This window comes from Pseudomonas sp. (assembly GCF_030698175.1).
Taxonomy (GTDB): domain Bacteria; phylum Pseudomonadota; class Gammaproteobacteria; order Pseudomonadales; family Pseudomonadaceae; genus Aquipseudomonas.
Window position 1 is genome coordinate 18541 of record NZ_JAUYNT010000008.1, and the last position, 19847, is coordinate 38387.

A 19847-nucleotide genomic window follows, 5' to 3' on the forward strand; every position below is an offset into this window, starting at 1 on the left:
AGGCAGCCCTACGAGCAGGAACCGGTATAGGTCTTACTGATGCTTGTGCGTCCGGTCGCCGAAATTGTCACCACTCGCTCTTCGCCTCCCAGAGGTGAGGAGCGGCAGACGATCAGCGATGCCTGAATCGAAACGAAGCCATTGGGCTGAAACGTCAGGTCGGTGTTGATACTGGATAAGAGCAGGTAGCCCGCCACAGCCGCCTGCTGGTGCCTGATCACCGTGGTGCCACTGAGCACTATCCAGCCCTGCTCCCAGCTTCCAGAGTCAGCACAGGTGCTCCCATCACTGGACCGGCACAAGGTGACCGGCGTGTTGCGCTTCAGCGCCTCGCTACGCGCCAGGCGTACACTGGCAGAAAAGGCGCTAGCATAAGTGCTCAGGCGATTTTTCAAGATAAAACTATCGAAGGACGGTATGGCTATCCCGAGCAGAACCGCCGCCACAGCCAAAGCCACCATCAACTCAATCAGCGAAAAGCCGCGCCCTCCCCTGGCCGACAGCCTGCCTGTGGATGCTCGATTGAACCTGTGCATGCACCCTCCTACTGCTCAATATTCCAGTACACCCGGGCCGCCGGCTGGTTGACAGTGGCCGGCGCTGTTGGCGGACTGCCCTCAAGGGGTGAGTCTGGATTGGCACCAATCACGAAAGGCACCAAGCTGCCATCATCCAGGGTGACCATCCCCGCCACTGGCGAGGGTGGCAGGCCGCCGCCGGCCAGTAGTTCATAGCGCTGCCCGTCCTGGCCCTCGGCATTTAGGTAGTTGATGTTATAGACCCGGGCTTCGCCGAGATTGGAGCACAACCCCGGCGTTGCCACTGCCGGCTGATGGGTACTGAAGGTCACCACCCCAAATACGGTAATGGCCGAGGTCACTACCTGTTCGGTGGCGCTTAAGCCCAGGTACCAACCCTTCTTCAGGCCAAAATCTGCAGTCGATGGCGTGCTGGCTGAGGTAACTCCCAGCAGCGAGGCCTTGCAGAGCACTGCGGCGCCCCCACAGTTAGTGGAGGCCTCTGCAGTCAACCAAGCCGCATCACCCGGACGATCCTTGAGCATAAAGAAGTGGTTAACCACTCCACTGGCAACGCTGTAGTTGGTCAGGGGTTTCTCCCGATCGCCGCTGCCCAGGAGCAACACGTAGCCGCCGGAGTCGGCGACCACATCCGGGGCGAACATAAACTTGCGGTTAGCCGTACAGCTGGCCGGAGTATCACAACCGAGGTCGGCAATCTGGGTGATAGTCCAAGCCGCCGGCGCCGCAGAGCCCATGCTGATGCGATAGACATTACCGCCCATGTCGGCGACATAGGCATAGATAGCCTGTCCGCTGCTGTTGGGTACCACGCTGATATCGGCGACCACACTGCGCTCGGTGTCGAAGGTCTTGAGCAGCGCGCCAGTGTCGGCATCCAGCACATAGACATGGTTGCCCTTGGTCGAACTGCTGCAACTGTTTGGGTCACCATCCTCGCAGTTGTCATAACCACCGCCCATGATCAGCAGCGGCGCAGTTCCGCCGCCGTAGCCGGCAGCCTTCAGCACTCTGGGCGACGACCAGGTTTGACCTATGCCGCTAAAGCCGGCACTGCAGCCTGTATCATTAAGCGCATTCGGACAGCCTTTTTTCCACTTCAGCGTCGGCGCCGCAGGCGCACCGACATCGAAGGCATACAGGGCCCGACCGCCACGGCGCATGCTGGCGTAGATCCACGCGTTACTAGCGTCCTTAAACGCGACCAGCGGGCCATCGAAACCATAAGCCTTGGGCTGCGGGGTTGGATCTGTGGGAAAGGCGCTGGTGGTGTGCCCCGGGAAACTGATGCTGACAACGTTGTCGTACAGGCGCTTGAGGTTGGCGTAAAACTCCGGCGGCACGAACGACCAGAGTTCGCTGCCGGCAACGAAGCTACCGATCGAAGCCGTGCGATTGCCATTCACTGCCCGCAGGGCACCATCATTACCACCGTAATAGACCACCACCTGAGGCGCGGCATCGGTGCCATGGTTGATGGCCACCGGACGCGAATGCACCACATCTCCATGCACCGAAGGCCGGTTCTCGGCGGTATTGGTATCGCCATCTTCCTCACCCAGCCCAGCCGCATCCAGCTTCAGGTCCTGACCGCGCACCCAATTGATCAGGTTGCTACGCTCGGTGCTATTGGCCACGCCGAGCAAGGCTTGGGTGATGGCGCCGTTGGCCGTATCGAAAGTGCTGAGGGCGCTGGTGCTGGCGCAGGTGGCAAAATCCGGCGAACAGGTTTTTACATTGCGAATGCTGTCGGTGCGCAGCCGAAAGGCCTGCGCGCCCTTCTCGACTATGTTGCCATCTGGCGAGTTAGAGTTCTCCGAGCCGGCAATCAAACAACTGCCGCGCGGGCTAAAGGCCCAATAGTTATCGGCGGCGGTGGGCGTCCAAAAGCTGCGCGCGCAGGCGGTGACAAAGCCCGTGGCCGCATTGATTGCCGCCGTGCTGTCGGCGTCCTGCAATTTGAGCACGCCATCGGTCATGCCCAGCTTGTATTGTTTGAGGTTGCCAGGCCAACGCGGCAAGGAACTCGAGTCAGGGCGGAACATGCCGACAAACACCTGATTCAAAAAGGTGCCTTGGGTATTGACGCTGACCGGCAGGCTCACCGAGGCGAACACACTGTTGACTGCCTGAATCTCGGAAAATATCCCCAGCAGCGCATCGACAATTTGCGTACCACTGCTACTGACATCGAAGTACTTGCCACTGCTAACCCGCGCCATACTCTTCAATAATGCCGTCCAGCCGGGTCCCTGGCCGGTGGTGACCTTATTGATATCCAGCGTATAGCTGGTGATGCCGAGGCTGCTCTGCTTCATAAAGCGCGCCCACTCGTCGGCGACATTGCTTTGCGAGCCACTGGGACTGATGGCGATAGTGGTGGTGGCCCCGCCGGCTGCCACCAGGGCTGCAGTGGCCTGGGTGATATCGGCGTTATTGTCTTGGGCCGCGCCATTGCTGATGTAGATGATGAAGTTTTTGGCGCAACCGGAAACAATTGGATTGTTGTACTGAGTCGCCGCCTTGGCCGACAGGGCATTGCCCGTCAGGGCATAGATGGCATCAGAGCTGGCATTTACTCCAAGATTACCGGTGAAGTCGGTCTTGACCTTGTTATTACCGGCATGGGGAGCGCCAGCCGAGAAGTACAGGTAAGCCTCCTCCATGGCTTTGCTGATTTTGCCGCCATTAGACTTGTCAGCCCCCACGTCCAGGTTGTTCACCAAACTCTGGTAGAGCGGCTTGTTGAGCGCACTCAGTTGGCGGATGGCGGCCCGCACGTAAGCACCGTCGTTACCCGAGTTACCACCGCCGCTCTCGGTAAACATCATCAGCCCAACACGAAACTTGTCAGCCGGCAGCGCACTGACCACCGAAGACAGGGCCGCCATCTCGTTGCTGAACGGGGTGTTCCAGTTGGCCGTATTGTCGAGAATGACCAATACATTGGGAATATCGGCAACACTCGGCGGCGTGCCAACGAACAGATCGACGTCCTCAGCCTGAGCTACACCGACTGTAGCCAGCAGGCCCAGCAACAGCGCCTTGCGCATAAAGGAGTTCATGACCGCACCTCGTAACTGGCTTAGAAACATGCGCTGATCTTCTGCGCATCGGATAACAGCACCCGCACGCCCGTGCGCACCCGCACCGAGGTGCCTGTAACAGCATCTTGCACGCTGGCATCGAGATCCCAGACGGTGTTCCAGGTTAAATTGGACATACCCGCCAGACTCAGACTGCTGGGTGCCGAGGCGCTAGCCAACGTGGCCCGCACGCAGGTGGGAGTAACATCCGCCAGATAGTCATCAACATTATCGTGGTTGATATCCACCCCGATATCGCTGCTGGCTACTGGCGCGCTATAGGCGCCCGACAGTGGCGGCTTCAACGAGGGGATAACCTGCTCCAGCGCCACATCGCTGGCGGCCAGCGCCTCGCTACGCCATTGCTGATTACCAACCCCGAGCAGATTGGTGGAACTGAGGGTGGAGACGGTCGAGACCATCAGCGTCAACAGCAGCAGCATGATAAGGCCGACCACCAGCACCATGCCCTGCTGGGCTTGCGGTAAGTTTTTCATGGGGTTTCCCTCCTGCCAGAGATATTGCTCAGGCGCACAGTGGTGGCATACACATGCCGTTTAAAATTGTCGCTATAGGGCCCAAGGGTGCTGCCCGCCAGGCTGTAGGTCTTGTCCGAGCTGTAGCCCTGACTCGGCTCAAGGTCGCGCACCAGCAGATGAACTTTGATCTGCACGCTGTTGAGCATGTCGTCCAGGGTGCACGTGCCCGAGGTACAGAAGGCATCGGCGGCACCGTCGCCGCGATTGGTCGGGGAATCTTTGACGATGGGCTCAGTGGTATCTGCCCAGAGCACCGCCTGGCTGTAATTCACCGCCGCGCCGCTGTCACTGATATTGTCGACGCCCAGCTCGAAGCGCATCGCCTGCACGCCCTCGATCATCGCCACCGCCGGTTGCTGGGTCAGGTTGCCGCTGACCAGATCGAAGCTCGATTGCATCAGCGTGGGAATACCGTCACCCGGACTGACTGCGTAATCGCGCAGGTAATAGATACTGTTGACGAATTTGCGTTTTTCGGCCGCCGTCGTGCAGTCGCGCTTGTGCAAGGTAAAACCGCTGTCGGCCAGCACATAGCGCGCCTCGCCCTCGCACTGGGACGTCTGGAAGTAGAGTTTGTCGGAAGTGTCGGCTTCGCAATTACCGACCCCGGCCACGCAGGTCTGGGCATGCCGCACCAGCAGCACATCGCTGCCGACCACGGCGTCGGGCAAGGCGGACTCACAACCAGTAGGCACACCACTGTAGAGCTGCACGCCAGTCCCCAGCAGATCGCCCTTGAAGCTGGCAGTCCAGGTGGAGTAGGCCGCACAGGGCGCCGGCAGCGTTGCCGGGTAATCAACCGGCACAGTCTCCAGCGTCAGGTCGTCAAATTCCGGAATAAAGCCATTCCAGAAGCCGGCATGCACCAGATCATCGCGCAGCAATTGAATGGCTAAACGGCCGTTCTCGATCTGTAGATTGGTCTTGGCCAGTTCGGCACTGCTGCGGCTCATATCCAGATAGAGGGTCAAGATTCCGACGGTGAGCAGCAGGCCAAGGGTCATGGCCACCATCAGTTCGATAAGACCAAAGCCGCGCATCATCAGCACTGGCTTGCCCATAGCGGCGCCACCCGCAGCATCGAGCCGGTTACAGCCACTGCCCAGTGTCCAGGAACAGTTCATAGCGTCGCCACCCGCACCATAGAGCTGGTCACACCGACGCCATGCGCCACTGTCCGGTGTCTGGCATGGCCCGTTCATAGCGTTGCCACCCGCACTATGCTGGTCACTACGCGCCGGCAAAGATCGCCGGTGCAATTTGTCGTGTTGTTATAACTATTAGCCCCGCAGGCCACACCCGCGGGCGGCGCCGCAAGCGGCCCCATGCCTTGCCAAGCCACGGTCAGCAAATATTGCCCAGAGCCCACCGACTCGACACAACCGCGCCCCCCCAGCATGGCACCGACCTTGCCACCGCCGCTGGTCTCTGCCGCGCCCTGGAGCGCCTCACACCATTCTTTCTGGTCGACCTGCAGTTGGGTCGCAGTGCTGGTCGGACAGCTCATACCCACACCAACCGGGCTGGAACTGCCCGTCACATAGCTGCCAGCCGCATTACGATTAGCGGCCAAACGGCTGGCCATGTCATCCAGTAAAAGCAGTGCTTGCGAACGTTGATAGGCCTCCATCTCAGACTGCTGCAGGCGCGCCTGCAAACCGGCCACACCCAGCAGGCCGACCGCGAGAATGACCAAGGTCACCAGCACCTCGATCAGGCTAAAGCCCTTTTGCCTAGCAGGCCGTTGAAAAACTACTGCGCTCGGCCATGCCGCGTTGAAATCAGCCTCAAAATGCTCATTTACGACCAGTAAACTGCGCTTTTTCGGCTGATTTCGCCTTGCCTGACCTTCGCTCGCTACATTTTTCAACGGCCTGCTAAGGCATGCGCTGTGCATCGCGGTCACCATTTATCTGCCGGGGTCTTGACCCCTTCGTTGTTAAGCGTCAGAGGACCGTCGCTGGCCTGGCTGCCCGTAGCGGTGAAGGTGATGGTGAAGGACGGCACAGTGCCGGTGCCTACAGTAATGTCGTAGCTGTAGCGCGCACTGACCTCGCTGGGCAGGCCGTAACCGCTGGCCGTCAGGGTCGCCTTGCTGGCGTAGGCACGATTGGCCAGCAGAAATTGCTGCTGGCGATTGGCGATATCCAGCATCTGCGCCTGGGCCGCGCCGCGGTTGCCGCGGATGATGTATTGCGTGTAGCTGGGATAGGCGATGGCGGCCAGAATGCCAATGATGGCAACGGTGATCATCAGCTCTATCAGGGTAAAACCACGGGGCCGCAAGGTAGCCATTCGGCAAACTCCCAAGCAATCTGTACGGTGTTCACCAGCATCCTGCACCGGAGCTCCGCACTTAGGTCTGACTGTGCATCCCTACAACTCACACCCTAGCCTCACTGCGTAAACATGCGAGCTAAGCACCGACAAATCGCGACCAGTGGCAGACAGCCATGACCAACGCCTATTTTGCGCCTACCAACGGTAGCCCCCTTAGCCATTGCTCAGCGATTGCGGCGGCGGCGGCAGTTCCCGATAATGGAGCCCCTGCCCCGCTCGCGGCGGCACTTTCTATGAGCGAACGTGCATGAGCAAACTGACATGACCGAACTCGCCCCGACCTTAGTTAGCTCTATATTGCTCAACACCTTTGTACTAGCGCAGTTTCTGGGCCTCTGCCCCCCTTATGAACGCAAGTGCATGGGCCCATTAAGATGAACATGACTGAACTCGCCCTGATCTTGGTTAGCTCCGTGCTGGTCAACAACTTCGTGTTGGTGCAGTTCCTTGGCCTGTGCCCGTTTATGGGAGTGTCCAAGCGCATCGAGACGGCGATTGGCCTGTCGCTGGCCACCACCTTTGTGCTGACTTTGGCGGCGATGAGCTGCTATTTGATCCAGCAGTACGTCTTGAAGCCCTTGGACTTGGAGTATCTGCGCACCATCAGTTTTATTCTGGTAATTGCCGTGGTGGTGCAGTTCACCGAGATGGTGGTGCATAAAACCAGCCCGCTGCTGTACCGGGTGTTGGGAATTTTTCTGCCGCTGATCACCACCAACTGCATCGTCCTCGGCGTGGCACTGCTGAACGCCAACAAGGGCGAGTTCACCTTTATTACCGCCACCGCCAATGGCTTCGCCGCCGGCGTGGGTTTCTCCTTGGTCTTGGTACTGTTTGCCGCCCTGCGCGAACGCATCGCCATCGCCGATGTGCCACTGCCGTTTCGCGGCGCGGCGATCGGCATGATCACCGCCGGCTTGATGTCACTGGCCTTTATGGGTTTTGCCGGGCTGATCAAGCTGTGAACCACCCATGCTGATGCGAGCCCGTCAACCATGAGCATGGTCCTTAGCGCCGTGCTGGCGCTGCTCGCCTTGTGCTTGGTCAGCGGCGCAATTCTGGGCTATGCCGCAGTGCGCTTTCGGGTTGAGGGTGATCCACTGGCCGAGCAAATCAACAGCCTGCTGCCACAAACCCAATGCGGCCAATGCGGTTATCCGGGCTGCAAGCCTTACTCCGAGGCGATTGCCGGCGGCGACAAGATCAACAAGTGCCCACCCGGCGGCGAAGCCACTATTCAGGCGCTGGCGGACTTGCTCGATGTCGAAGTCGAACCCCTGGACGCCGTCGAGGGCGAAAAACCGTTGATGGTGGCCTTTATTCGCGAGGCCGAATGCATCGGCTGCACCAAGTGCATTCAGGCCTGTCCGGTGGACGCCATTCTCGGCGCGGCCAAGCAGATGCACACGGTGATCGCATCCGAATGCACCGGTTGCGATCTGTGCGTCGAGCCTTGCCCGGTCGACTGCATCGACATGCTGCCGGTCGCTGGCAACCTGCAAAGTTGGCACTGGTCGCAACCTCTGCCGCCCGGTCAACTGATCGCCACCGACCGCGAGCAAGCCGCATGAGCCGCTTACCACTAGGGGAAATGCCCGGCGGCATTCACCCAGCCGAGCACAAGAGCCAGTCCAACGGCACGCCGATCCAGCAGGCTCCACTGCCAAAACGGCTGATCTTGCCGCTGAACCAGCATATAGGCGCGCAGGCACAGCCTTGCGTGGCGGTCGGTGAGCGGGTGCTCAAGGGCCAGTTGATTGCCACCGCCAATGGCACGATCAGCGTGCCGCTGCATGCACCGACTTCCGGTATCGTCAGCTTTATCGGCCCGCAGCCCTACCCCCATGTCTCGGGGCTGCTCAGCGAGGCCATAGTGATCGACAGCGATGGCCTGGAGCAGTGGGTTGAGCTGTCGCCCTGCGCCGACTACCGCAGCCTTGCGCCTGCCGAGTTGCTGGCGATTATTCGCAGCGCCGGCATCAATGGCTTGGGCGGCGCGGGTTTTCCGACCGCAGTAAAGCTCAGCGCCCGCTCGGCGCAAAAGATTCACACGCTGATCATCAACGGCACCGAATGTGAACCCTACATCACGGCCGACGACCGCCTGATGCGTGAGCGGGCGACGCAACTGATCGGCGGTATCGAGATTCTGGTGCAGTTGATTGCACCCGAGGCGGTGTTAATTGGCATCGAAGACAATAAGCCCGAGGCCATCGCCGCCGTGCAGGCAGCCATAGGCCCGCGACCCTTTACCCTCAAGGTGCTGCCGACCCAGTACCCCTCTGGCGGTGAAAAACAGCTGATCCAACTACTCACCGGCGCTGAAGTGCCCAGCGGCGGACTGCCGGCGGATATCGGCATGCTCTGCCTGAACGTCGGCACTGTAGTGGCCATCCATGCTGCGGTGCTTGAAGGCCGACCGTTAATCTCACGGATCACCACCCTGACCGGCGCAGCGCTGAGCCGGCCGATGAATATCGAAGCGCTGATCGGCACGCCGGTGGGCGAGCTGCTGGCCTTCGCCGGCTTGCAAGAGGCCCAGCTTGATCGCCTGTTGCTGGGCGGGCCGCTGATGGGCTTTAGCCTGCCGAGCCTCGAAGTGCCGCTGATCAAGACCAGCAATTGCCTGCTGGCCAGCACCGCGACCGAGTTGCCGCCAGCGCCGCCAGCGCTGCCGTGTATTCGCTGCGGCGACTGCGCCGAGGTCTGCCCGGCCAGCCTGTTACCGCAACAACTGCATTTTTTCGCCCTCGGCCAACAACATGAACAACTCAAGACCCATAACCTCTTCGACTGCATCGAGTGCGGCGCCTGCGCTTATGTGTGCCCCTCGAATATTCCGTTGGTGCAGTACTACCGCGCCGCCAAGGCCGACATCCGCGAGCTGGAAAACAAGCAGCTGAAAGCCGAACAGTCGCGGCAACGTTTTGAGCAGCGCCAGGAACGCTTGCGCGGCGAGCAAGAACAGAAAGATGCCGAACGTCAAGCGCGCACCGAGAAAGTCGCCCGTGCCAAGGCGGCCCTGGCCGCCAGCCAAACCAGCGCCGAGTCCGGCGCCTTGCCAGCAGCGCCGCAGGGACTCAGTGATGAGCAGAAGAAACTCAAGATCGCCGCCAGCATGGCGCAGGTCACCCTGAAAAAGGCCGAGAAGCAACTGGCTCTGTATACCGACAAGGGCGGCGATACCCGCGAACTGCAAGCCCAGGTAGCACAGCTTCGTAGCGCCGCACTATCAGCGCAAAGCGCCTTGGATGCGGCGCTGGCCACTGCCCCAGCGGCCGCAAGCACGCCAGACGCCGAACTGGCGCTAAAAAAAGCCAAGATCCAAGTCGCCATGCTGCGCGCACAAGTGCGCAAGTTCGAACAACTCGAAGAGCCCAACGCCGAGCACGCCAAGCAACTGCAAGGGTTGCGCGAGCAATTGGCGGCGGCCGAACAGGTACTCGAAGGCCTGCCAAGCCAGCCGCCGGCCAGCCTCGCACCGCCCGTGCTAAACGCGGCCATGCAGGCACTCAAACAGGCCAAAATAGCCTTGGCAATGCGCCGGGCCGAGCTGAAAAAAGCCGAACAAACCGGCGCCGAGGAGTTGACCGCATTGCGCGCCGCCCTGGCAGCCGCCGAACAAGCCCTGCATGCGGCTGAAGATGCCTGCGGCAAACCGGCGCCGAATCTGCAGCGGCTGGATAAACAACCCATCGATGAGACCACCCGCGCCCTGAAAACCGCAGTCGCCTTGGCCCGCGCCGATCTGCGCAAATTGGAGCGTGATCCAGACACGCCAGAGGCGGCGCTGAGCGACGCGCGCCAACGGCTGCTGACGGCCGAGCAACACTTACAGCAACAGCACAGTTAAATCGGAGCGCCAATGGCCTTGCCCCGTATCACCTCACCGCACACCACCGGCAATAATCGCACTCAACAGGTGATGCTGCAGGTACTGCTGGCCACGCTGCCCGGCGTGCTGGCGCTGACTTGGTTGTTCGGTGTCGGCACGTTGGTCAACCTGCTCTGGGCCGGTCTCTTGGCACTGGGGTTTGAGGCGGCAGTCCTGGCCATCCGGCAACGGCCCATAGGTTTTTACCTGCGCGATGGCAGCGCGCTGGTCACCGCCGTGCTGTTGGCGCTAGCCCTGCCGCCCTATGCACCCTGGTGGCTGACCTTGGTGGCCGTCGGCTTTGCCATTAGCTTTGGCAAACAACTGTATGGCGGTCTGGGGCAAAACCCGTTTAATCCGGCGATGCTCGGCTACGTGGTGGTGCTGATCTCCTTTCCCCTGGAAATGACCCGCTGGCCAGCCCCCCATGGTGTCGGCATGCTCGCCGGCATTGAGCAGATTTTCGGTCTGGCGCAGCTGCCTGACGGCTGGAGCCAGGCCACCGCGCTCGACGTGCTAAAAACCAATAAGAGCCTGACCATCGATGAACTATGGGCAAACAACCCGGCCTTCGGCAGCCTCGGTGGCCGCGCAGTGGAATGGGTGAATGGCGCCTTCTTACTCGGCGGCCTGTACCTGCTGCACAAGAAGCTGATCAGCTGGCATGCACCACTGGGCATGCTCGGCGCGCTGTTTGTCATGAGCCTGGTGTTCTGGAATGGCAGCGGCTCGGACTCCAACGGCTCGCCGCTGTTTCATCTATTGAGTGGCGCCAGCATGCTCGGCGCGTTCTTTATCGTCACGGACCCGGTTTCGGGCGCCACCAGCAATCTCGGCCGGCTGATCTTTGGCGCAGGCGTAGGCGTGCTGGTCTATATCATCCGCACCTGGGGCGGCTACCCGGATGGCGTGGCCTTTGCCGTACTGCTGATGAACCTCGCCGCACCGACCATCGACTACTACAGCCGCCCGCGCACCTACGGCCACAGCAAGGCCGAACGCGGCTTCAAGGTCGGAGAATAAACATGAGCCTGCCAGAAATTAGCCGCTCAATGCTGAAAAACAGCCTGCTGCTGGGTCTGTTTGCCGTAGTCACGGTCGGGCTGGTGGCCATCACCCAGCACGTCACGGCGCCGCGCATTGTCGCCGCCGAGCGCGCCGCGCAAAGCCAGCTCCTCAGCCAGTTATTGCCGGCGGGCAGTTTTGACAACCTGCTGCATGACAGCCAGGTGACGCTGGCCGCCGACCCCTTGCTGGGCAATCTCAGCAGCAAAACCGCTTACATCGCCCGCCTGAACGGCCAGCCAACGGCGGTGATTGTTCCGGTCACCGCAGCCGACGGTTACAGCGGCGCCATCCATCTGCTGGTGGCGATCAAGGCCAACGGTCAGCTGGCGGGGGTACGCGTGCTCAAGCACAAAGAAACCCCAGGCCTGGGCGACAAAATTGAGCTAGCCAAAAGCGTTTGGATACACGGCTTCGACGGTAAATCCCTGAACGATCCAAGCGAATCAGGCTGGGCGGTAAAGAAAGACCAGGGCCAGTTTGACCAGTTCGCCGGCGCCACCATTACCCCGCGCGCCGTGGTTAAAGCGGTGCACCAAGCGCTGCAGTATTTTGATGCGCACCAACGCCAGCTGCTCGGCCCCAGCAGCACGACGGTGGAGAGCAGCACAGTGAGGAACAGCAATGGCTAGTTATCGCGAAATCGCCGTCAATGGCCTCTGGCGGAACAATCCGGGCCTGGTGCAGCTGCTCGGCCTCTGCCCGCTGCTGGGAGTCAGCAATTCGATGGTCAACGCGCTGGGCATGGGCATTGCCACCGCGCTGGTGCTGGCGTTTTCCAACGCCGCCGTGGCGCTGATCCGCAATCAGGTCAGCGACGCGGTGCGGCTGCCGGTGTTTGTGCTGATTATCGCGGCGCTGACCACCTGCATCGAACTGCTGATGCAGGCCTTCACCTATCAGCTGTACCAAATCCTCGGGATTTTTATTCCGCTGATCACCACCAACTGCATCATCCTCGGCCGCGCCGAAGCCTTTGCCGCCAAGAACAGCGTGGCCAAGGCCAGCTTCGACGGCCTGATGATGGGCGCCGGTTTTGGCTTGGTGTTGCTGGCGCTCGGCACCCTGCGCGAGCTGCTCGGCACCGGCATGCTGCTGAGCAATATGCAGTTGCTGTTCGGCTCTGTTGCCGCCAATTGGCAGATCACCCTGCTGCCCAATTATCCGGGCTTTTTGCTGGCGATTTTACCGCCCGGCGCCTTCTTGCTCCTGGGCCTGCTGATTGCGGCGAAAAATCAGCTTGATGCCCGCGCCCTTGAGCGCGCCAAAATAGACCAAAGCCCGCTTGCCGCAACGCCAAGCCGACGGGTTCGAGTGACCGGAGTCATAGAGTGAACGCCGCTAAACGCTACGAGATTTTCCGCCGCCTGCGCGAAGACGATCCAGAACCCAAGACTGAGCTGGCTTACAGCACGCCTTTCGAGCTGCTGATTGCGGTGATTCTCTCGGCGCAAGCCACCGATGTGGGCGTCAACAAGGCCACCGCCAAGCTTTATCCTGTGGCCAACACCCCCGAGGCCATCTACGCCCTTGGCTATGACGGCCTGTGCGCCTATATCAAGACCATTGGCCTGTACCCAAGCAAGGCTAAAAACGTGATCGAGACTTGCCGGCTGCTGGTGGAGAAGCACGCCAGTCAGGTGCCGCAGACCCGCGAGGAACTTGAAGCGCTGCCCGGCGTCGGCCGTAAAACCGCCAACGTGGTGCTCAATACCGCCTTTGGGCAACTCACCATGGCGGTTGATACGCACATCTTTCGCTTCAGCAATCGCACCGGCGTCGCCCCCGGTAAAAACGTGCTGGAAGTGGAGCGCCAGCTGCTGAAATTTGTACCCAAAGAATTCTTGCTAGACGCCCATCACTGGATGATTTTGCACGGCCGCTATGTCTGCCAGGCGCGTAAGCCACGCTGCGGCAGCTGCCGGATTGAAGACCTCTGCGAGTTCAAGCAAAAGACCAGCGACGATTGAATCTTTAAGGCTTTGGCTATACTAACCATTAACAAAATCTTTTTTACCCGCACAGGTTTTACCGTTATAAGTTGCGCCAATGGCATCCCGCCTACCGGAGTGAAGCTGATGAGCACTGACAAGCAACCACTCGAAGTCGACGATGAGCTAACCGCCGAAGACGGCGAAGAAGCCCCCGAAGCGCCGATCGAGGTAGCCAAGACCAATCTGGCCAAACGCAAGATTATTGACAATTATTTAGAAGAGCGACGTCTGCAAAAACAGCTCAACGACTATGACTTCGACCTTTAAAGCATTCGTCCAAGCCAAACCTTAGCAACCGTTGCAACTTTGCTTTAGGCCCAGTTTTCGGCACAAAAAAAGCCCCGCCAATTCGCTTGGCGGGGCTTTTTTCTGCGCGTTAAATCAGTCTTTGCGCGACGGTGACAGCAGCTCAATTTTGTAGCCGTCCGGGTCTTCGACAAAGGCCAGGATGCTGCGGCCATGCTGCATAGGTCCGGCTTCGCGGGTGATCTTGCCGCCACGGGCGCGAATGTCCTCGCAAGCCTTGTAGACGTCCGTCACTTCCAGGGCGATATGGCCATAGCCCGCCCCAAGATCATAGGCCTCGACGCCCCAGTTATGGGTTAGCTCGATCACGCTGTTATGCGCCTCGTCACCATAACCAACGAAGGCCAGGGTGAACTGGCCATCGGGATAATCATTGCGCCGCAGCAAGGTCATACCCAGCACTTCGGTATAGAAGGCGATGGATTTATCCAAGTCGCCAACGCGCAGCATGGTGTGCAAAATTCGCATATTACTTGCCTCACAGATAACCCAGGGGCGTATTGTGAACCGCCGCACACTGGCCTACCAGCACTGGGCGCGCCAGATAAAATGAACCGCTGGGCCGATAACGCCTCAAACCCCGACCCGCCTGCTCAGGAAACAGCTGCATGTTGAATAAAATTTATCTGCCAATCGCCTTGGTACTGCTGGCGGGCTGCGCCCAATCTGCAGCTGAACACAACGATTCGAGCTGGTGGTCGTTTTCATCCACCAGCAACAACACAAAAACCAAAACGGCTGAACACCTGCAGCTGCAGCTGCAGCTGCAGACAAAGCACGACGAGGCAAGCTGGTGGTCATTCGCCTCCAGCAGCAAGCCGGAAAAAAACACTGCCGCCGAGCCGGGACAATCGCCAAACAATCTGCAAAACGCCCGCACCCAGGCCTGGCTGGACATCTACGAGACGCCACTGCGCACGGCCCTCGAAGGCAGTGGCTTTACCCTGGAGCGACGCGCTGATGTGCTGATGGTGAGCATTCCAGTGCAAGGCAGCTTCAACCCCGATCGGCCGCAGATGCTGCTGCCGGCCAAGCTGGGCGCCCTGACGCGGCTCGCCAAACTCACCGCTAAAGATGCACAAGCGCCTGCGGTGCTGATCCTTGGTCACAGCGACAGCAGCGGCAAGCTGGAACTCAATCGCAGCCTGAGCCAGCAACGCGCTCAAGCCGTGGCGGGGATCTTTAGCCTGAGCGGCTTTAAACGTGATCGAATGTTGCTCAAGGGTGTGGGCCCGGACATGCCGCGCGCCGCCAACGACAGCGTCGCCGGCCGCGCCCTGAATCGCCGCGTAGAGGTGCTACTCGCCCCGCAAGACAGCCTGATGGCATTGGTGCAGCAATACAGCAAGCCCGCCACTGCGACTGTCCTGGCAGCCGAGCAAAGCCACTAGCTTTAAATCCACGCCAAAAAAGGCTATAGCCCAGTTACGTGTTGCAACGCGCAAGTCCCACCTTCATCTGGTTCGTGACCCAGATGAAGGTGGGACAAAGAGCGGTTGTGGTCCGGCAGGATTGCTAGTCTGCTCGCGCTCGCTTCGCGGATGAATCCGCTCCTACACAAGCCCGGCACCTGCAATAATTTCATCGGCTGGCCTACCCTGTAGGAGCGGATTTATCCGCGTTTGGCCAGTGCAGACAGCACAGGTATCGAGGCTAATTCCCCCCCGAGAAAGGTTCGGCCCCTAGCAACGCATAACGGGTACATAGCAAAAAAAAACGCCCCGCAAGCGGAGCGTTCTGTTTGCAACAAAGGCTTAGAACAGCTTGCGGCCCTTGTTGGCGGCGATGCGCATACGCAGTGCGTTGAGCTTGATAAAGCCCGCCGCGTCGGCCTGGTTGTACGCGCCGCCATCTTCTTCGAAGGTGGCGATATTGGCATCGAACAGCGAGTCGTCAGACTTACGGCCGGTGACCATCACATTGCCCTTGTACAGCTTCAGGCGGACCACGCCATTCACGTGCGCCTGGGATGCGTCGATCATCTGCTGCAGCATCAGCCGCTCCGGGCTCCACCAGTAACCGGTGTAGATCAGGCTGGCGTACTTGGGCATCAACTCGTCTTTGAGGTGCGCCACTTCGCGGTCCAAGGTGATCGATTCGATCGCCCGGTGCGCGCGCAACATGATGGTGCCGCCTGGCGTCTCGTAGCAGCCACGGGACTTCATGCCGACATAACGGTTCTCGACTATGTCCAGACGACCGATGCCGTTCAGACCACCCACGCGGTTAAGCTCGGCCAGCACGGTGGCTGGAGTCATCTCAACGCCGTCAATGGCAACGATGTCGCCTTTGCGGTAGGTCAGTTCGATGTAGGTGGCAACGTCCGGCGCTTTTTCGGGCGAGACGGTCCACTTCCACATGTCTTCTTCGTGCTCGGTCCAGGTATCTTCCAGCACGCCGCCTTCATAAGAGATGTGCAGCAAGTTGGCGTCCATCGAGTACGGCGACTTCTTCTTGCCATGCCGCTCGATTGGGATCGCGTGCTTCTCGGCGTAATCCATCAGCTTCTCGCGCGAGAGCAGATCCCACTCACGCCACGGGGCGATCACCTTGACGCCAGGCTTGAGCGCGTAAGCGCCGAGCTCGAAACGCACCTGGTCATTGCCCTTACCGGTGGCGCCGTGGGAGATGGCATCGGCGCCGGTTTCGTTGGCGATTTCGATCAGGCGCTTGGCGATCAACGGCCGCGCGATGGAGGTACCCAGCAGGTACTCGCCCTCGTACACGGTGTTGGCGCGGAACATTGGGTAAACGAAGTCGCGCACAAACTCTTCGCGCAGGTCGTCGATATAAATTTCTTTAACGCCCATGGCTTGCGCCTTGAGGCGGGCCGGCTCGACTTCCTCGCCCTGACCGAGGTCGGCGGTGAAGGTTACGACTTCACACTGATAGGTATCCTGCAGCCACTTGAGGATTACCGAGGTATCCAGGCCACCGGAATAAGCCAGAACTACCTTGTTAACGTCCGCCATGCCATCAACTCCACGGGGTTTACGGAAAACCGCAGATTCTACCGGCAGGGGCGGCTGAATTACAGGGGCAGAGCCATACGTTACGACCAAGCGACAAACTCTATTGGCCATGCGACAGCCCGGCAGGCTCAGGACATGGCGGCCGCATCACTCTTGGACGGCGCAGCCGGCGGGGCCTGCGGCGGTGTTTCCGGCACCGCTTCGCGCTCTAGGTGAAGGGTGACCCGGCGATTTTTCGCCCGATTGGCTTCGGTTTTATTTGGCACCAAGGGATAGCGCTCGCCGTGAAAGCGGATGGTGATCTGCGTCTCGGGCACACCATTGGCCTTTAAGTACTCCATGACAGCCAGCGCCCGGCGGCGCGAGAGGTCGCGATTGGTCAGGCGATTGCCGCTGTTATCGGAGTGGCCATCGAGGTTGATCCGATTGACCGAGGGGTCGGCCTTGAGGAACTGCAAAATAATATCCAGCTTGGCCTGCGCCAAACTGTCGACGTCAGTGCCATTGGGAAAGCCCAACTGCGCTTCTTTGATTTGCTCAAAATTCACCGGCAACAACTTGGCCGTGCAGGCCAGGTAGTCGTGGTAAGCCGAGCTGAATTTGACCGGCAGCAAGCGTATTTCCAGAGGCTCACCACCCTGGCGAGTACGCTCGCGCACTAACGGGCTGCGCCCCTCCAGCAGCCCGGTGAGCAAGCGCCCGGCTTGCAACTGCGAGCTATTTAGCGGGGCACCGGCGCTGCTCTGGATCGCACCCAGATTGATATCACCGCGCCCCGGCTGCCAGGGCGCCGCCGCCGCCAGCAAGGTTGCCGAACCATTGCCTTGCCAGTATTCGGTACTGCTCACCCGAAACGTCGCCTGCTCACCGGCCCGACGGACGAACTCACCGGTACCAAAGTCGGTAATTGCCTGCGACAGGCGGCACTCAAACTGATCGCCAGCCACCGTCCACTGCACGTTTTCCAGGCGTGTTTGAAAGGTAATCGCCAGCGCTGGCGTGCTCAACGGCAAGCCAGCACAGAGGCTAAGCAACACGGCATAGGATTGGCGCACGACAGGCTCCAGTGAGGATTACGGCAGTCTCCAAAGCTATCGGTGCGACGCGGGAAAACTTAAGTGCCGAGGGCAACTTTTGCCTGAAGTGCCACGCCTTTCATCGACTGCCTGACGAAGGGCGACGTGCCGGCGCGGGGCTTTTCCGGTAGCATAGCGGCTGCGTTTTACCCGCCTGGAACCCCCCTCATGTCTGACCGCCTAACCCTGTTGCGTCCCGACGACTGGCATATTCACCTGCGCGACGGCGCCGTCCTCACGCACACTGTGGCCGATGTTGCGCGCACCTTTGCACGCGCCATCATCATGCCCAACCTGCTGCCGCCGGTACGTAACGCCGCTGAAGCCGATGCCTACCGCCAACGAATCCTCGCCGCGCGCCCGCTTGGCAGCCGCTTCGAGCCGTTGATGGTGCTCTACCTCACCGACCGCACCAGCAGCGACGATATTCGCGCGGCCAAAGCCTGCGGTTTTGTGCATGCCGCCAAACTGTATCCGGCTGGTGCCACCACCAACTCGGACTCCGGCGTTACCAGCATCGACAAGCTGTTCGGGGTTTTCGAGACGATGGCCGAAGTCGGTCTGCCGCTGTTGCTGCACGGTGAAGTCACCCGCAGTGAGATTGACGTGTTCGACCGTGAAAAAGCTTTTATCGACGAGCACTTAACACGCATCGTCGAGCGCTGCCCGAGCCTGAAAGTAGTGCTGGAACACATCACCACCGGCGATGCGGTGCAGTTCGTGCAAGGTGCCTCGAGCAATGTGGCGGCCACCATTACCGCCCACCATTTGCTCTATAACCGCAATCACATGCTGGTGGGCGGCATCCGGCCGCACCTGTATTGCCTGCCGATTCTCAAGCGCAACAGCCACCAGGAAGCCTTGCTGGATGCCGCCACCAGCGGCCAGCCGAAGTTCTTCCTCGGCACCGACTCGGCTCCCCATGCCCAGCACGCCAAGGAAGCCGCCTGTGGCTGCGCCGGTTGCTACAGCAGCTATGCCGCCATTGAGCTGTACGCCGAGGCCTTTGAGCAACGTAACGCGCTCGACAAGCTGGAAGCCTTTGCCAGCCTGAACGGCCCGGACTTCTACGGCCTGCCACGCAACACCGACACCATTACGCTGGTCCGTGAGTCATGGACTGCCCCGGCCAGCCTGCCATTTGGCGAGCAAACCGTTATTCCGCTGCGTGCAGGTGAGCAACTGCACTGGCGTTTGCTGGAGAATCGCCCGTGAGCGAAGATCATTACGACGACGAACAGGAAGGCTATCAGGGCGGCGGTACGCGTCACCCTATGTCGGAGCGTTTCCGCGGCTATCTGCCGGTAGTCGTCGACGTCGAAACCGGTGGTTTTAACTGCGCCACCGACGCCTTGCTGGAAATTGCCGCGGTGACCGTGGGCATGGACGAACAGGGCTTCTTGTTCCCCGAGCACACCTATTTTTTTCGGGTTGAGCCGTTCGCCGGCGCCAACATCGAAGCGGCGGCGCTGGAGTTCACCGGGATCAAACTGGATCACCCGCTGCGTATGGCGGTGAGCGAAGAAGCCGCGCTGAATGAAATTTTCAAAGGCATCCGCAAAGCCCTCAAGGCTAACGGCTGCAAGCGGGCGATTCTGGTCGGCCACAACAGCAGCTTCGACCTGGGCTTCGTCAACGCGGCCGTGGCGCGCAACGACATGAAGCGTAACCCGTTCCACCCCTTCTCCAGCTTCGATACCGCGACCCTCGCCGGTCTCGCCTACGGCCAAACCGTATTGGCGAAAGCCTGCAATGTGGCCGGCATGGACTTCGACGGCCGCGAAGCGCACTCGGCCCGTTACGACACCGAGAAAACTGCCGAGCTGTTCTGCGGCATCGTCAACCGCTGGAAAGAACTCGGCGGCTGGGACGACTTTCGCGGCTAAACAACCCCCAGGGGCAAAACCCAGGCAATAAAAAGGCTATGTACCCGTTAACTGTTGAAGGGGTCGCCCAACGGCCTCTTGCAGGCAAAACTCGGGCTGAATACGCTTTGCATACCGCTCTAGCATGCGTCGCCAACCCAAGTAATTGACGAGATACTTGGTCGCCACAC

20 protein-coding genes and 1 pseudogene are annotated in these 19847 nt (G+C 60.1%); 11 read left to right on the forward strand and 10 right to left on the reverse strand.

From position 1 onward, the window contains the following. Positions 1-8: 8 nt before the first annotated feature. The 6 genes from Q8R10_RS03895 to Q8R10_RS03920 all read right to left on the reverse strand — a co-directional run bounded on the left by Q8R10_RS03895 (position 9) and on the right by Q8R10_RS03920 (position 6459). Positions 9-536, reverse strand: coding sequence for a GspH/FimT family pseudopilin (locus Q8R10_RS03895; protein WP_305651202.1), 528 nt, complete (start codon positions 534-536; stop codon positions 9-11). Positions 537-544: 8 nt separating this feature from the next. Further along, positions 545-3604 (reverse strand): pilus assembly protein, encoded by a 3060-nt coding sequence (locus Q8R10_RS03900; RefSeq protein ID WP_305651203.1) that lies wholly within the window; start codon positions 3602-3604, stop codon positions 545-547. Between the two features lie 20 nt (positions 3605-3624). Then, positions 3625-4122, reverse strand: coding sequence for a PilX N-terminal domain-containing pilus assembly protein (locus tag Q8R10_RS03905; protein ID WP_305651204.1), 498 nt, complete (start codon positions 4120-4122; stop codon positions 3625-3627). Then, positions 4119-5288, reverse strand: coding sequence for a PilW family protein (locus tag Q8R10_RS03910; protein ID WP_305651206.1), 1170 nt, complete (start codon positions 5286-5288; stop codon positions 4119-4121). The genes Q8R10_RS03905 and Q8R10_RS03910 overlap by 4 nt, the downstream gene beginning before the upstream one ends. 74 nt (positions 5289-5362) lie before the next feature. Beyond that, on the reverse strand, positions 5363-6061 hold the full coding sequence (gene pilV / locus Q8R10_RS03915; RefSeq protein ID WP_305651238.1) for a type IV pilus modification protein PilV: 699 nt from the start codon (positions 6059-6061) through the stop codon (positions 5363-5365). A 5-nt stretch (positions 6062-6066) separates the two neighbouring features. Next, positions 6067-6459, reverse strand: a complete 393-nt coding sequence (locus Q8R10_RS03920) for a type IV pilin protein (protein ID WP_305651208.1) — start codon at positions 6457-6459, stop codon at positions 6067-6069. Between the two features lie 425 nt (positions 6460-6884). Here Q8R10_RS03920 and rsxA point away from each other — a divergent pair, with 425 nt between their 5' ends. From rsxA to Q8R10_RS03965, 8 genes are all read left to right on the forward strand, one after another. Further along, complete coding sequence (rsxA, locus tag Q8R10_RS03930) at positions 6885-7469, forward strand: electron transport complex subunit RsxA (RefSeq protein WP_305651210.1); 585 nt, start codon at positions 6885-6887, stop codon at positions 7467-7469. Between the two features lie 30 nt (positions 7470-7499). Further along, positions 7500-8075, forward strand: coding sequence for an electron transport complex subunit RsxB (gene rsxB, locus Q8R10_RS03935; protein ID WP_305651212.1), 576 nt, complete (start codon positions 7500-7502; stop codon positions 8073-8075). Beyond that, positions 8072-10357, forward strand: a complete 2286-nt coding sequence (gene rsxC / locus Q8R10_RS03940; RefSeq protein WP_305651214.1) for an electron transport complex subunit RsxC — start codon at positions 8072-8074, stop codon at positions 10355-10357. Before rsxB ends, rsxC begins: the two co-directional genes overlap by 4 nt. A 12-nt stretch (positions 10358-10369) precedes the next feature. Then, positions 10370-11401, forward strand: coding sequence for an RnfABCDGE type electron transport complex subunit D (locus tag Q8R10_RS03945; RefSeq protein ID WP_305651216.1), 1032 nt, complete (start codon positions 10370-10372; stop codon positions 11399-11401). A 2-nt stretch (positions 11402-11403) separates the two neighbouring features. Beyond that, on the forward strand, positions 11404-12075 hold the full coding sequence (gene rsxG / locus Q8R10_RS03950) for an electron transport complex subunit RsxG (protein WP_305651218.1): 672 nt from the start codon (positions 11404-11406) through the stop codon (positions 12073-12075). Continuing rightward, positions 12068-12778 carry an electron transport complex subunit E gene (locus Q8R10_RS03955; protein ID WP_305651220.1) on the forward strand — a complete coding sequence of 237 codons (711 nt, stop codon included), beginning with the start codon at positions 12068-12070 and terminating at the stop codon, positions 12776-12778. The genes rsxG and Q8R10_RS03955 overlap by 8 nt, the downstream gene beginning before the upstream one ends. Then, positions 12775-13413, forward strand: a complete 639-nt coding sequence (gene nth / locus Q8R10_RS03960) for an endonuclease III (RefSeq protein WP_305651222.1) — start codon at positions 12775-12777, stop codon at positions 13411-13413. The genes Q8R10_RS03955 and nth overlap by 4 nt, the downstream gene beginning before the upstream one ends. A 108-nt stretch (positions 13414-13521) precedes the next feature. Continuing rightward, positions 13522-13704 (forward strand): PA3496 family putative envelope integrity protein, encoded by a 183-nt coding sequence (locus Q8R10_RS03965; RefSeq protein ID WP_305651224.1) that lies wholly within the window; start codon positions 13522-13524, stop codon positions 13702-13704. A gap of 114 nt (positions 13705-13818) precedes the next feature. On the opposite strand, the gene gloA is transcribed toward Q8R10_RS03965, so the two are convergent. After that, on the reverse strand, positions 13819-14211 hold the full coding sequence (gloA, locus tag Q8R10_RS03970; protein ID WP_305651226.1) for a lactoylglutathione lyase: 393 nt from the start codon (positions 14209-14211) through the stop codon (positions 13819-13821). A gap of 140 nt (positions 14212-14351) precedes the next feature. Between gloA and Q8R10_RS03975 the strand changes: the two genes are divergently transcribed. Continuing rightward, entirely contained in the window at positions 14352-15134 is a 783-nt protein-coding gene (locus Q8R10_RS03975; protein WP_305651228.1) for an OmpA family protein, read from the forward strand. Between the two features lie 363 nt (positions 15135-15497). Here Q8R10_RS03975 and Q8R10_RS03980 read toward each other — a convergent pair whose 3' ends face one another. Next, entirely contained in the window at positions 15498-16715 is a 1218-nt protein-coding gene (locus Q8R10_RS03980; RefSeq protein ID WP_305651230.1) for an argininosuccinate synthase, read from the reverse strand. Positions 16716-16843: 128 nt separating this feature from the next. Continuing rightward, positions 16844-17770 carry an OmpA family protein gene (locus tag Q8R10_RS03985; RefSeq protein ID WP_305651232.1) on the reverse strand — a complete coding sequence of 309 codons (927 nt, stop codon included), beginning with the start codon at positions 17768-17770 and terminating at the stop codon, positions 16844-16846. A 189-nt stretch (positions 17771-17959) separates the two neighbouring features. On the opposite strand from Q8R10_RS03985, the gene pyrC reads away from it, so the two are divergent. Both pyrC and rnt read left to right on the forward strand, forming a co-directional pair. Further along, positions 17960-19006 carry a dihydroorotase gene (gene pyrC / locus Q8R10_RS03990; RefSeq protein ID WP_305651233.1) on the forward strand — a complete coding sequence of 349 codons (1047 nt, stop codon included), beginning with the start codon at positions 17960-17962 and terminating at the stop codon, positions 19004-19006. Beyond that, complete coding sequence (gene rnt / locus Q8R10_RS03995) at positions 19003-19677, forward strand: ribonuclease T (protein ID WP_305651234.1); 675 nt, start codon at positions 19003-19005, stop codon at positions 19675-19677. Before pyrC ends, rnt begins: the two co-directional genes overlap by 4 nt. A gap of 36 nt (positions 19678-19713) precedes the next feature. On the opposite strand, the pseudogene Q8R10_RS04000 reads toward rnt, so the two are convergent. After that, positions 19714-19847, reverse strand: a pseudogene (locus Q8R10_RS04000) (IS1595 family transposase); the annotation flags it as partial.